The organism is Pseudomonas citrullilanati, assembly GCF_030580855.1.
Classification (GTDB): Bacteria; Pseudomonadota; Gammaproteobacteria; order Pseudomonadales; family Pseudomonadaceae; genus Aquipseudomonas; species Aquipseudomonas citrulli.
This window is the reverse complement of the sequence record NZ_JAUQOP010000003.1, coordinates 129,806-142,448: the sequence shown is the minus strand read 5'-3', so window position 1 is coordinate 142,448 and position 12,643 is coordinate 129,806. Positions and strand designations below refer to the sequence as shown.

The window sequence follows — 12,643 nt, the reverse complement described above, 5'->3', positions numbered from 1 at the left end:
GTCATAACCATTTGCGAGCGATGGCATCGTATACACCGTTGCGACGAATCTTTTCCAGGCCGGCGCGGAACTTCTCGACCGTCTCGACCGGTGTCTGGCGGCTGAACGCCATGCTGAGGCCGTCCGCACTGGACAGCTCGGGCAGCGCCAGCGAGCGGATCAGCACCTTGTCCGGGTCCTCGCCGTTCTGGCGGGTCAGGTACAGGGCATTGAGTTCATTGGAAATCCACAGCTCCACGTGGTCGACCTTGAGCTTGCGGTAGTTGTGTTCGTACTTGGTGCTCGACTGCAATTCCTCGCCGATGCGAAAACCCTGGGAGACCAGGTACTGCTCGCCGACATCCTGGTTGACCGTGGCGATCTGGTGACCATGGGCGTCGGCCAGCGAGTCGAGCTTTACCGGACGGTCGGCCAGCGAGTAGATGTACCACTGGGTCGGGGCAATCGCGCCGACCCACTGGAACAGGTGTTCGCGCGCAGGCGTGCGGACGATGGAGTAGATCAGCACATTGCGTTCATTGAGCGCCAGTTCATAGGCGCGGGCCCAGGGCATGGGATGGATCGGCGCGTCCATGCCGACCTCCTTGAGGACCGCCTGGACCACCTCGGTGCTCATGCCCGTCATCCGACCATTTTCGGTCATGTTGTAGGGCGGCAGTTCCTCGGTGACGATGCGCAGCGGGGCCTCGGCCGCGCCAGCGTTCGCAGCCAAGGCCATCAGGACTCCACACAGCAGGCGGTCAAGCGCAGAAAGCATCGATCATTACCCTATATAACCCGCAAAGCCTGGTCAGGCCTGCAATGCCGTTCACTTCAGCGCATCACTGGCCCCGTGGCAAGGGCGTGATCGACTTCTTGCAAACGACATGCGACCAGGCCCGGGTGTTATCACCCATCGCTCATAGGGTTATCGGCGGAGTTGGCAGCGGCTTGAGCCTGGCGGCGGGGCTGCCCGGTCAACCGTCGAGCAACGCCATGGTGTGGGCCGCATAGCGGTCGCCCGCCACCGCGCCTTCGGCGGCGAAAATTCCGTCCAGTTGCGCCAGCTCGCCAGCGCTCAAGGCCACGGCAGTTGCCGCCACGTTGCTGTCCAGGTACTTGCGCTGCTTGGTCCCGGGAATCGGGATCACCTGCTCGCCCTGGGCCAGGACCCAGGCCAGGGCCAGTTGCGCGGCACTGATGCCTTTATCCGCGGCCAATGCCTTGACGCGCTCCACCAAGGCCAGGTTGTGGTTGAAATTGTCCGCCTGGAAGCGTGGATTGCTGCGGCGATAGTCATCGGCGGCGAAGTCCTGGGCCGACTTCAGGGCGCCGGTCAAGAAGCCCCGGCCCAGCGGGCTGTAGGCGACGAAGGCGATGCCCAGGCGCTGGCAAATCTGGAGCACGCCATTGCGCTCCGGCTCCCGAGACCACAGCGAATATTCGCTCTGTACGGCCGCCAGCGGGTGCACGGCGTGGGCGCGCTGGATGGTCTCGGCGCTGGCCTCGGACAGGCCGATGTGACGGACCTTGCCGGCCTTGACCAGCTCGGCCATGGCGCCGACGGATTCCTCGACCGGCACCTGCGGGTCGATGCGATGTTGGTAGTAAAGGTCCAGGTAATCCGTTTGCAGGCGCTGGAGGCTGCCGTCGATGGCTTGGCGGATGTAGTCGGGACGGCCGTTGACGCCACGGGCATGGGGATCGCTGCTGCGCACCAGGCCGAACTTGCTGGCCAGGTAGATGCCGTCGCGCTTGCCTCGCAGCACGCGCCCGAGCAGCGCTTCGTTGGTGTGCGGCCCATACATGTCGGCCGTGTCGAACAGGGTCACGCCCAGTTCGACGGCGCGGTGAAGGGTGGCGATGGCCTCCTGTTCATCCACGCCCGTGGTGTAGAAATCGGACATGCCCATGCAGCCGAGGCCGATGGCGGAGACGTAAGGGCCGTGGTGGCCGAGTTGGCGGGTTTTCATGATGAAGGTTCCTGGGGGTTGAATGAGGGGTTCAGTGTCCAGTAAACGATCATGTGGATAAATCCGTGATTATTGGTTTAACTGTTCGTGATTTCTAAACAGTGAGGCCAGTAATGGACCGACTTCAGGCCATGCAAGTGTTCCGGCGCATCGTCGAACTGGGCGGGTTCGGCAAGGCGGCCGACGACCTCAAGCTGCCCCGGGCCACCGTCAGCTTGTTGATCCAGCAGTTGGAAGCGCACCTCGGTGTGCAATTGCTGCATCGCACGACCCGGCAGGTGCGCGCGACGCTCGACGGCGAGGCCTACTACCAGCGCTGCGGCCAGTTGCTGGACGACCTCGACGACCTGGAGAGCTCGTTGTCGGTACAGCGCAGCCAGCCGCGCGGCCTGTTGCGCGTGGACATGCCCATCGCCTTTGGCTGCGCCTGGATCGTGCCGCGGTTGCCGGCGTTCTACCGGCGCTACCCGCAGTTGCAACTGGACATCGGTTTCCATGACTGGCAAGTCCATCTGCAACGCGAGGGCGTGGATTGTGCGATCCGTGCGGGCAAGATCGTCGACCAGGGCCTGGTGGCGCGGCCCATCGTGCGCCTGCCACAACTGACCTGTGCCAGCCCCGGCTACCTGGCCCGTGCAGGCGTGCCCCAGGCGCCGGATGACCTGGCGAACCACCAGGCTATCCGGTTCGCCTCCGGTCATGGACGCTTCTTCCCGTTCGAGTTCGAAGTGGCGGGGCAGGTGCACGAGATGCAGTTGCCCGGTGAGCTGACCGTCAACAACGCGGATGCCTACGTCGCGGCGTGCGAGGCCGGGTTCGGCCTGATCCAGGTGCCGCGCTACCACGTCCAGCGGCAGTTGGCCGAGGGAACGCTGGTCCAGGTGTTGGGCGAACACCCGGTGCCGCTGTGGCCGATCTCTGCGGTGTACCCGCCCCATCGGCAATTGTCGCCGCGGGTGCGGGTGTTCATCGATTGGGTGGTCGAGCTGTTGCAGGGTGTCGCCGACGAGCAGGGGGCGCTGATGGAGAGGATCCAGTGAAAGTGGCCCGGGACGAGCGCCCCGGGCCCGGCATCAAACGATGTCGTCGATGAGGATATGGTGCTCGCCGCGGCTGCACGGCTCGATCCGCGCCTGCACCTTGTAGACCTGGCGCAGCATCGACTCGGTGATCACCTCGTGGCTCGGGCCGCTGCCCTGGGTGGTGCCGTCGGCGATGACCAGCACCTGGTCGGCAAAGCGCAGCGCCTGGCCGAGGTCGTGGATGGCGATGAACACGATGACCTCGCGCTGGCGGGCCAGGTCGCGCATGAACTTCAGCACCTGGACTTGCCGGTGCATGTCCAGGGCACTGGTGGGTTCATCCATCAACAGGATTTCCGGCTCGCGCACCAGGGTCTGGGCAATCGACACCAATTGCTGCTGCCCACCGCTGAGCTCGCCGAGGTTGCGAAAGGACAATTCGGTGATGCCCAGCGCCGCGAGGATGTCGTCTACCAGGCGCAGCTCATCGTCGTGGACGACCCAGCCGGGCGTCAGTTGCTTGCGCGCCAGCAGCACCGATTCGTACACCGTCAGGCGGGCGCTGGCATTCAGGCCCTGGGGCATGTAGCTGATGCCCTGCGGGCCTTTTTTCGAGTCCTGCAGCAGCACCTGGCCGGGGCCCTCGATCAAGCCGGCCATCCGCTTGAACAAGGTGGATTTGCCCGCCGCGTTCGGCCCGACCACCGCCACCACCTGGCCGCCGACGAAGGTTGCAGTGGTCACCCCTTCGATGATGGTGCGCTGGCCGTAGCGGGCGCCGAGGTTGTCCAGCTGGATCTTCACCATGTGTTTTTCTTCCCGCCCAGGATCAGAGATATGAAGAACGGCACGCCGATCAGCGAGGTGACCACGCCGATGGGAAAGATCGCGCCGGGAATCAGGGTCTTGCTGACCACCGAACTGGCGGACAGGATCAACGCGCCGGTGAGCAAGGACGCCGGCAGGAAGAACCGCTGGTCCTCGCCGATCAGCATCCGCGCGATGTGCGGTCCCACCAGGCCGATGAAGCCGATGGTGCCGACGAAGGCCACGGGAAACGAGGCGAGCAGGCTGACCATGATCAGCGTCTGAAAGCGCAGGCTGCGCACATTGATGCCGAAGCTCGCGGCCTTGTCATCGCCCAGGCGCAGGGCGGTCAGGGCCCAGGCACGCTTGGCGAAGATCGGCAGGGTGATGAGGATCACCAGGCAGATGACCCCCAGCTTGGGCCAGGTGGCCTTGGTCAGGCTGCCCATCGTCCAGAACACCACGGCAGCCACCGCCTGCTCGGTGGCGAAAAACTGCACCAGCGCCAGCAGGGCATTGAAGGTGAAGACCAGGGCGATGCCCAGCAGCACGATGGTTTCGGCGGTGACCCCGCGCCGCATGCTCATGAAGTGGATCAGCAGGGCCGAGAGCATCGCCATGATGAAGGCGTTCAGCGGCACCATGTACTGCGCCGCCAGGGGAAACAGCGCGACGCCAAACGCCAGCCCCAAGGCTGCGCCAAACCCGGCGGCAGCGGAGATGCCCAGGGTGAACGGGCTGGCGAGGGGGTTGTTGAGGATCGTCTGCATCTGCGCGCCGGCCAGGGACAATGCCGCGCCCACCGCCACGGCCATCAAGGCCACTGGCAGGCGAATGTCCCACATGACCACCCGCACCTGCGCGGGCGCCTGGGCGGGCGACAGCAGGGCGCCGAGCACTTCTTCGAGGCTATAGCGTGCCGGCCCGAGGGCCAGGTCCAGCAGGACGCTGCCCATCAGCAACACCACCAGCGCGCCGAGGATCAGGCGCTTGCGCAGCACCAGGCGCCGGTAGGTTTGCCGTTGCACCACCAGGGGTTCGTTCATCGAGTTCATGGCTGGGCCCTCGGCTTGTCCAGGCTGACGAAGTAACCCGGCTCGTAGGGCACCGGCAGGAACCGCTCATGCAGTTCGCGGAAGGCGGCATCCGGGTCCAGGTCGGCAAACAGCTGCGGATGGAACCACTTCGCCAGTTGCTGGATCGCCACGAACTGGTACGGGCTGTTGTAGAACTGGTGCCAGATGGCGTGGAACGCTTGGCTGTCCTGGGCCTTGATGCCCGCGTACGCCGGGCGTTGGGTGTACCACGCCAGTTTGCGCCGGGCCTCGGCCATGTCCGCGCCAGGGCCGACGCCGACCCAGTGGCCGCCCGGGGCGAAGGCTTCCCAGTTGGCGCTGGTGACCACCACCTGGTCGGGGTTGGCGACGATCACCTGCTCGGCGTTCAACTGGCCGAAGGTGGTGGGGATGATGCCCTTGGCAATGTTGTTGCCACCGGCCATCTCGACGAACAGGCCGAAGTTCTCGTTGCCGAAGCTCAGGCAGCAGTCATCGGTGTAGCCGCCGATGCGCTCGATGAAGACGTTGGGACGGGCAGGGCGGCGGGCCTCGATGACATCCGTCACGCGCCGGATCTGCTGGTTGCGAAAATCGATGAAGGCCTCGGCGCGTGCCTGCTTGCCGAACAGCTGGCCGAACAGGCGCATGGTGGGCTCGGTGTTCTGCATCGGGTTATTGCGAAAATCGACGTAGACCACGGGGATGCCCAGCGCATCGAGCTTCTCGATGTAGCGGGCGTCTTCGGTGGCGTGCTGGGCTTCGACGTTGAGGATGATCACGTCCGGGTGCTGGGAAATGGCCTGTTCGATGTCGAAGGTGCCATCCTCGAAGCCGCCGAAGGTGGGGATCCGGGCGATCGCGGGAAACTGGCGCAGGTAGGCGCCGTAGGTGTCCGGGTCGGACTGGATCAGGTCCTTGCGCCAGCCCACGATGCGTTCGAGGGGGTTCTCGGTGTCCAGTGCCGCGACCAGGTACAACTGGCGGCCTTCGCCCAGGATCACCCGCCTGACCGGCAGGTGGACCTTGACCTTGCGCCCTAGCAGGTCGGTCACGGTGCCCAGTGCGGGATCCGGCTCGGCGGCCAGCGCCTGGCGCGGTGCCAGTGAGTACAACGACAGGCCCAACAGCCCGGTGAACAGTAACGCGGCGAGCGTTCGGGTACGGCGAAAAACGGTAACCATGGTGTACGCCTTTGCAGGAGCCAGGCCGGACAACGACAGATGTCGTCGCCGCGGACCGGAAGTTTCAGAAATCAACGGTGGCAGACAACAGCAGGGTGCGTGGCGCCCCCTGGGAAAACGCGCCATAGGACGCGACCCCCGACCAGTACTCGCGGTCGAACACGTTCTGCACGGTGGCCCGCAGGGTGGTCGGGCGTTGCGCAATGCGCGTGGTGTAGCGGGCACCGACATCGAAACGGGTCCAGGCATCCAGCGCCTGGGTGTTGGCCTGGTCGACGTATTGGCGACTGGTGTAGATCGCGCCGCCGGTCAGCGTCAGGCCTTCGAGGCCCGGGGTGTCCCACTCCGCCCAGAGGTTGGCCTGGACGCGCGGAACGCCCACCGGCCTGTTGCCACGGTTGGCGGCGACGCGGCTTCGGGTCAGTTGGCCATCCAGCACGGTGGTACCGGCCAACAGCCGCGTGCCCCGGGCGATCTCGCCCGCCAGGTTCAGCTCGATGCCGCGATTGCGTTGTTCGCCCTGGACCGAGAACACCCCGGCGGCGAGTTCACCGCTGGGCTTCTTGATCTGGAACAGCGCCAGCGTGGCCATGAAGCTGTCGTAGTCGAGCTTGATCCCGACTTCCTGCTGCCGGGAAACGTAGGGCGAAAAGACCTCGCCGGCGTTCGCGGCGGCGGACGGTGCGATGTCGCCCTTGCTCAAGCCTTCGACGTAGTTGTAGTAGAGCGCGACATGCTCCCAGGGCTTGGCGACGACGCCGAACAGCGGCGTGTTTCGGGCCTGGTCATAGGCGCCGGTCACCGCCCCCGTGGCGTTGTAGTTGTGCGACTCGATGGTCTGTCGACGCAGGCCGGCGGTCAGTTGCAGGCGCCCGTCGAGTACCGACAGGGTGTCGGCGAGCGCGACGCCCGACAGTTCGCTTGCGGAGATCTTCGGCGTGCTCGGCTCGGCGATCGACGGCTTGGGCCGGTCGATGGGGTGGTAGATGTTCGACAGCAGCGGCGCACCGGAATTGATGCCCCGGGACAGTTCATCGCGGTAACGGCTCGCCTGCAGGACGGTGCTGTGGCTGACCGGCCCGGTGTCGAAGCCCAGCCGCACGCCGCCGTCGACGGTGTAGCGCTGGACTTCGAATTGGTAATAGCCCGGGACCGATGAGGTATCGCCGGCGGCATTGATGATGGTCGGGGTCTGGTCGGACAGGCGTTCCACCGTCGACTGGCCGCCACCGGCGTGGGCGAACACTGTCAGCGCCTCGCTGAGGTCGTACTCGCCGCCCCATAGCGCGGATTTGTCCCGGGTCCTGGATCGCCCCCAATCCTGGCTGACGCTGGTACGCCCGTTGGCGGCCGACGGTACCTGCACGCCGGGCGCGATCAGGAAGGGCCGCGAGGCGGCGTCGAGTTGCTCGCGCTGGTCGATCAGGTCCAGCGTGGTCCGCAGGCGTTCACCCTGGTAGTCCAGCGAGAGGGCGCCGATTCCCAGTTCCCGGGATTGATGGTCGATGGCGGTGTCCCCTTGCTGGAGGCTGCTGTTGAGCCGGATTCCGAACCGGCGTTCCTCGCCGAACCGGCGGCTGATGTCGAGGTGGCCGCCGAGTTGCGAATTCATTGCGTAGCGGCTGGTGAAGCGGGTCAGGTCTTCATCGAGCGGCCGCTTGGGCACCACATTGATCACCCCACCGACCGCGCTGTTGGGCGACATGCCGTAGAGCAGGGCGCCCGGGCCCTTGACCAGCTCGATCCGTTCGGCGTAGTCGGCGAACACCCGGTAGTTGGATGCGACGCCGTAGACCCCGTCGAAGGCCAGTTCACCGAGGTTGCCTTCCCCCACCGGGAAGCCGCGGATGAAGAACGAGTCGACGATCCCGCCTGCCTGCCCTGTGGAACGCACCGACGAATCCCGTTCGAGCACATCGCCCACGGTGACCGCTTGCTGGTCCCTGGCCAGGGTCGAGGTGTAGCTGCTGATGCTGAAGGGCGCGTCCATTGCATCCCGGTTGCCCAGCAGGCCAAGGCGTGCGCCGCGAGCGAGCTGGCCGCCGGGGTAGGTCGGCGGCAGGTTGTCGGCGGGTTTGCCGACGCCGTCGACGTTGATGGGCGGCAATGCCACCTGGCGCAGCACCAGGGTGTAGCTGCCATCGTCGCGTTCGACCATGTCCACGCCACTGTCGGCCAGCAAGCGGCTGAGGGCTTGCCGGGTCGAATACGTGCCGGACAGACCGGGGCTGAGCAAGCCTTCGGTGATTGCCGGCTGGAACGACAGGGCCACCCCGGCCTGCGCGGCAAAACTCGACAATGCCGGGCCGAGCGGGCCCGGGGCGATCTCGTAGGTGCGAGCCGTGACCGTATCCAGCCGGGCCGGCGGGGCCGCCACGGCGAACGATCCGCTGTCCGCGACCAGGACCAGGCCGAGCAGCACACTGCGAAAGACGGGCTTGGTCAGACGATCCGGACGCCGGGGCCGCGCAACGAGCATGGATGGATGACCCTATGGACGAAAAAAATGGTTATTCCCTTCTTTGCCAGTCGAGGCGAAAAAAAGTATCACCCGCGCGATGATTTTTTTTGCCGGCATATTTTTTCCGGCTCAGGCGGGGGAAAGGGACACCCAGTAGTCGCCCAGGTGGCCGCTGACCAGAATCGGGTAGGTCTGCGCCAGCATGTTCAACGTGCGTTGCGTGTCACTGACGGGGTAGGCGCCGGAAATGCGCAGCCCGGCGATGGCCGGGTCGCACCGCAGCAGGCCCCGGCGATAGCGCGCCAGCTCGTCGACAAAGTCCGCCAGGCGCATCTTGTCGACCACCAGCATGCCTTGGGTCCAGGCGCTGGCGTTGCGATCGGTCGGCGCCAGCGGGCCAAAGTCGCGGGTGGAAAAATCGGTGCGCTGCCCGGCCGCGACAATGAGCGGCGCCTGCTGGCCGCCTTCTGCCAACTCCACCCGCACGGCGCCGTCGAGTACCGCCAGTTGGGTGCGTGCCTGCACCTGCCGGACGGTGAACTGCGTGCCCAGGGCCTGCATCCGGCCCTGGCCCGTGCTGACCAGGAATGGGCGGGCCAGGGCGGAGGCGTCCGGGGCAGTCTGCACCAGAATTTCCCCTTCGCGCAGCGCGACCAGCCGCTGCTGCGTATCGAACAGGATGTCGACGGCCGTGTCGGTATTGAGGGTGATCCGCGAGCCGTCCGCCAGGCTCAACTCGCGGCGCTGGCCGATGGCGGTTCGGTAGTCGGCCGACCATGGCTGTTGTTGCGCGAGTTTCCAGCTGCCCCAGCCGGTGGGCACCGCCGCCAGCAACAGCGCCAGCTTGCCGAGCGCCCGGCGGCGGTCGGGATGGCTGGGGCGGTCCAGCGTCGACATCGCCAAGGTCGCGGGCAGTCCGCCGAGCTTGCTTTGCAGCAGTTGCGCGCGGGCCCAGGCCCGATCCCGCTCGGGGCTGCTGACCTTCCAGCATTCCCATTCGGCGCGCTCGGTGTCGCTGAAGCCGCCTTCACTCAAGCGCATCAGCCACTCGGCGGCCTCCTCGAGGACCTTGGGGTCCAGGGGTGGCTCATGGCGGCGGGTCAGCATTCATTGACCAGCATCAGGCACTGGACGAAAGCCTGTTTCATGTAGCGCTTGACGGTGATGAGCGAGACGTTCAGTTGTTCGGCGATGTCGTCGTACTTCAGGCCGCCGATCTGCGACAGCAGGAATGCCCGTCGAACCGGCGGGGCGAGGCTGTCGAGCATGGCGTCGATTTCGTGCAGGGTTTCCAGCACCATCCAGCGCACCTCGGGCGAGGGGACTTCCTGGGCGGGCAAGTGCGCGAGGGCTTCCAGGTAGGCGCGTTCCAGGGCCTTGCGCTGGTACCAGTTGATCAGGATGCCCTTGGCCACGCAGCTCAAGTAGGCCCGGGGCTGTTCGATAGTGGTGACCTGGGAGGCGAGGATGCGGGTAAAGGTGTCCTGGGCCAGGTCCGCTGCATCCATGGCGTTGCCGAGCTTTTTCTTCAGCGTGGCGTACAGCCAGCCGTGGTGGCCGGCGTACAGCGCCTCGATCACGTGCAGATGGTTGTCGTTGTTCGCGGACAGGGATTGGCTCATGGCTGCGGGTTTTTTTTGCAATTGAGAAGTATTCCCAATCCTAAAGGACAATCCTCCCGCGACGCAAGCTCGATTCCGTCTGCTGCGCTTCAACCACCGGGCAGCCGGTGCAGGGCCTGCACCAGGGCTTCGATCTCAGCGTGGGTGTTGTAGGCATGGAGTGAGGCGCGGCTGATTTCCGGCAGGTCGCGTTGCTGCATGTCCAGCAGCGTCGAGCCGACCCGGGACGTGCTGACGTTGATGGGCCTGGCCTGGCCCGCCAGCCACTGCTGGAGCTGGGTCGCGCTGGTCGTGCGGTGGGTGAAGGTGACGATGCCCGACCTGAGCGCTCCCCGGTCCTGGACGGTCACCCCGAGAACCGCCGCCAGCTGTTCCCGCAAGTGGCTGGCCAGGCCCTGGATGCGCAGCCACATCGGCTCGATCCCCTGGGTGAGGGCGTACGCCACGGCAGCGCCGAGGCCCAGCTTCGCCGCCACATTGCATTCCCAGTTCTCGAAACGCCTGGCATCGTCACGAATGGCGAAGGTCTGGGCCGTCAGCAATGACGCGGCGTGGAGGTCGAGGAAGGCCGGCTCAAGGGTCTGGCACAGCGACTGCTCGACGTAGAGAAAGCCCATGCCCCTGGGCCCGCGCAGGTATTTGCGGCTGGTGGCGGCGAGCATGTGGCAGCCGATTTTCTGCACGTCGAGGGGCATCTGCCCGACGCCCTGGCAGGCGTCCAGCAGGAACAGCTTGCCAGCCGCCCGCGTCAAGGCGCCGATCTGCTCGATGGGTTGGACCGGACCGCCGTTGGTGGCGATCACCGGCAGCGACACCAGCGCGACGCGTTCATCGTCCAGCAGGGTCTTCAGCGCCGCCAGGCAGACTTGGCCGTGCTCATCGTTGGGGATGATCCGCAGTTCGATCCCGCGCTGTCGCTGCAATTGCAGGTAGGGAATGTAGTTGCCGGCATACTCGGTGGTGGACGTCAGCACCACGTCGCCCGGCCGCAACGGCAGGGAGTAGAAGGCCATGTCCCAGGCGCGGGTAGCGTTCTCGATCACCGCGATCTCTGCGGGCTGGGCGTTGATCAGGCGGCCGATGGCGGTGTAGACGTCCTCCAGGGCCTGGGCCTGCTGCCCGGCGGCCTCATAGCCACCGAAGCGGGCCTCGCGGTGCAGATGGTCGGTGACGGCCTCGATCACCGGTCGCGGCATCAGCGCGGCACCGGCGTTGTTGAAGTGGATCACGTGTCCGACCCCGGGGGTGTCGGCGCGCAGTCGTTCAATGTCCAAGACGAAACTCCTCGATCATTCCCCGGGCGGTGCCGGGCTGGCTTGCAGGGTGGTGGGCCAGTAGCGCAACGCGACGACCGGGATGAGTGCCAGCCCATACGCCAGGCAGACGAACAGGTAGGTGTACTGCAAGCCATAGACCTGGCTGAGCAGGCCCCCCGCCGAAATCCCCGCGATCGACGCGAACTGCGCGGTGCCCTGGGCGATCCCGAGCACATGGCCTTGCTGGCTGCTGTCGGCGGTTTTCGAAATCAGCGCCATCAGCACCGGCGTGGTGGCGCCGAGCAGTACCCCCCAGATGAAATAGGCCACGACGAACACCAGGGCGTTGCGCGTGGCGCCCGCCACGGCGGTCAGCGCGATGCAGCCCAGTACCACGTAGGTGATGCGCTGCAAGGTGTCCTGCTGGGACCTGTGCTCGAAGTAGCGCGACCACGCCGTGGCCGACAGGATGAAGCCCAGGGCCAACAGCCCGTAGCACAAGCCGACCACGGAATTGCTGACGTCGAAGACCGTGCTCACGTACAGGGAGAAGGACGTCTGCGGCAGCATCCGCGCCAACAACAGGATGCCCATCACACACAGCAACGACAGCAGTGGCGAGCCCTGCCAGGGGCTGGCGCCGCGTTCCGTCGCGGCGGTGGCGGTGTGCACGGGGGCCTTCTTCACCGGGGGCACGTCCGGCAGGGTCACGGCGGCCACCACCGTGCAGAGGGCGCATAGCACCGCCGCGATCATGTTGATCCAGAAAAAGGTCGCATGGTCGAGGATCAGGCCGCCGACCACCGCGCCGAGCAACGAACCCACGTTGGTCGATATCTGCAGGATCGCGAACAGCCGCGCCCGGCGCGAGGGCGCTTCGATGCTGACACCGTAGGCTTGCGCCGGGGCGATGTACCCGGCGAAGGCGCCTTGCAGGAAGCGCAAGACCAGGATCACCCAGATGTCCCCGGACAGTGCCAGCCCCAGTTGGGTCAGGGACAATCCGGCCAGGGCACGGATCATCATCAACTTGTGGCCGTAGCGGTCGCCGATCCGGCCCCAGAAAGCACTGGTGAGGATGATGCCCAGCATCGGCCCGACATACACGGCGATGCTGGCGAAGCTGAAAACCGACTCCGAGGACGTCAGCCCACGCAGGTGGACGGGCCAGAACGGCCCGCTCATTTCCATCGCCCCCATGGAGACGAGCTGGATCGTGAACAGAAGATAAACCAGGATCCTGACGTTCAAACCCTGGGGGGTACCTGCGTGGGACATGACTCA

11 protein-coding genes are annotated in these 12,643 nt (G+C 65.8%); 1 reads left to right on the top strand and 10 read right to left on the bottom strand.

Annotated features, from left to right (window positions below; translation table 11 throughout):
* Nucleotide 1: 1 nt before the first annotated feature.
* A complete protein-coding gene (locus Q6A48_RS03635) occupies nucleotides 2-757 on the bottom strand; it encodes a substrate-binding periplasmic protein (protein ID WP_304552058.1) in 756 nt (251 codons plus the stop codon).
* A gap of 199 nt (nucleotides 758-956) precedes the next feature.
* Nucleotides 957-1,952: an aldo/keto reductase gene (locus Q6A48_RS03630; protein WP_304552056.1), complete on the bottom strand. Its 996-nt coding sequence runs from the start codon at nucleotides 1,950-1,952 to the stop codon at nucleotides 957-959.
* A gap of 113 nt (nucleotides 1,953-2,065) precedes the next feature.
* Between Q6A48_RS03630 and Q6A48_RS03625 the strand changes: the two genes are divergently transcribed.
* Nucleotides 2,066-2,992 carry a LysR family transcriptional regulator gene (locus Q6A48_RS03625; RefSeq protein WP_304552054.1) on the top strand — a complete coding sequence of 309 codons (927 nt, stop codon included), beginning with the start codon at nucleotides 2,066-2,068 and terminating at the stop codon, nucleotides 2,990-2,992.
* Nucleotides 2,993-3,025: 33 nt separating this feature from the next.
* Here Q6A48_RS03625 and Q6A48_RS03620 read toward each other — a convergent pair whose 3' ends face one another.
* The 8 genes from Q6A48_RS03620 to Q6A48_RS03585 all read right to left on the bottom strand — a co-directional run bounded on the left by Q6A48_RS03620 (nucleotide 3,026) and on the right by Q6A48_RS03585 (nucleotide 12,637).
* Entirely contained in the window at nucleotides 3,026-3,781 is a 756-nt protein-coding gene (locus tag Q6A48_RS03620; RefSeq protein ID WP_304552052.1) for an ABC transporter ATP-binding protein, read from the bottom strand.
* Nucleotides 3,775-4,836, bottom strand: coding sequence for a FecCD family ABC transporter permease (locus Q6A48_RS03615; protein WP_304552050.1), 1,062 nt, complete (start codon nucleotides 4,834-4,836; stop codon nucleotides 3,775-3,777). Before Q6A48_RS03615 ends, Q6A48_RS03620 begins: the two co-directional genes overlap by 7 nt.
* Nucleotides 4,833-6,020 carry an ABC transporter substrate-binding protein gene (locus Q6A48_RS03610; RefSeq protein ID WP_304552049.1) on the bottom strand — a complete coding sequence of 396 codons (1,188 nt, stop codon included), beginning with the start codon at nucleotides 6,018-6,020 and terminating at the stop codon, nucleotides 4,833-4,835. Before Q6A48_RS03610 ends, Q6A48_RS03615 begins: the two co-directional genes overlap by 4 nt.
* A gap of 64 nt (nucleotides 6,021-6,084) precedes the next feature.
* The gene (locus tag Q6A48_RS03605; RefSeq protein WP_304552048.1) at nucleotides 6,085-8,499 is read right to left on the bottom strand and encodes a TonB-dependent receptor; all 2,415 of its coding nucleotides are present in this window, start codon (nucleotides 8,497-8,499) and stop codon (nucleotides 6,085-6,087) included.
* Between the two features lie 111 nt (nucleotides 8,500-8,610).
* Complete coding sequence (locus Q6A48_RS03600; RefSeq protein ID WP_304552047.1) at nucleotides 8,611-9,588, bottom strand: FecR domain-containing protein; 978 nt, start codon at nucleotides 9,586-9,588, stop codon at nucleotides 8,611-8,613.
* Nucleotides 9,582-10,103: a sigma-70 family RNA polymerase sigma factor gene (locus tag Q6A48_RS03595; RefSeq protein WP_304552045.1), complete on the bottom strand. Its 522-nt coding sequence runs from the start codon at nucleotides 10,101-10,103 to the stop codon at nucleotides 9,582-9,584. Before Q6A48_RS03595 ends, Q6A48_RS03600 begins: the two co-directional genes overlap by 7 nt.
* 89 nt (nucleotides 10,104-10,192) lie before the next feature.
* A complete protein-coding gene (locus Q6A48_RS03590) occupies nucleotides 10,193-11,377 on the bottom strand; it encodes an aminotransferase class V-fold PLP-dependent enzyme (protein ID WP_304552043.1) in 1,185 nt (394 codons plus the stop codon).
* 15 nt (nucleotides 11,378-11,392) lie between these two features.
* On the bottom strand, nucleotides 11,393-12,637 hold the full coding sequence (locus Q6A48_RS03585; protein ID WP_304552041.1) for an MFS transporter: 1,245 nt from the start codon (nucleotides 12,635-12,637) through the stop codon (nucleotides 11,393-11,395).
* Nucleotides 12,638-12,643 lie beyond the last annotated feature (6 nt).

Excerpts from the sequence above, each read along its gene's own strand:
- Q6A48_RS03635 (WP_304552058.1), bottom strand. The coding sequence starts at position 757 with ATGCTTTCTGCGCTTGACCGCCTGCTGTGTGGAGTCCTGATGGCCTTG.
- Q6A48_RS03630 (WP_304552056.1), bottom strand. The coding sequence starts at position 1,952 with ATGAAAACCCGCCAACTCGGCCACCACGGCCCTTACGTCTCCGCCATC.
- Q6A48_RS03625 (WP_304552054.1), top strand. The coding sequence starts at position 2,066 with ATGGACCGACTTCAGGCCATGCAAGTGTTCCGGCGCATCGTCGAACTG.
- Q6A48_RS03620 (WP_304552052.1), bottom strand. The coding sequence starts at position 3,781 with ATGGTGAAGATCCAGCTGGACAACCTCGGCGCCCGCTACGGCCAGCGC.
- Q6A48_RS03615 (WP_304552050.1), bottom strand. The coding sequence starts at position 4,836 with ATGAACTCGATGAACGAACCCCTGGTGGTGCAACGGCAAACCTACCGG.
- Q6A48_RS03610 (WP_304552049.1), bottom strand. The coding sequence starts at position 6,020 with ATGGTTACCGTTTTTCGCCGTACCCGAACGCTCGCCGCGTTACTGTTC.
- Q6A48_RS03605 (WP_304552048.1), bottom strand. The coding sequence starts at position 8,499 with ATGCTCGTTGCGCGGCCCCGGCGTCCGGATCGTCTGACCAAGCCCGTC.
- Q6A48_RS03600 (WP_304552047.1), bottom strand. The coding sequence starts at position 9,588 with ATGCTGACCCGCCGCCATGAGCCACCCCTGGACCCCAAGGTCCTCGAG.
- Q6A48_RS03595 (WP_304552045.1), bottom strand. The coding sequence starts at position 10,103 with ATGAGCCAATCCCTGTCCGCGAACAACGACAACCATCTGCACGTGATC.
- Q6A48_RS03585 (WP_304552041.1), bottom strand. The coding sequence starts at position 12,637 with ATGTCCCACGCAGGTACCCCCCAGGGTTTGAACGTCAGGATCCTGGTT.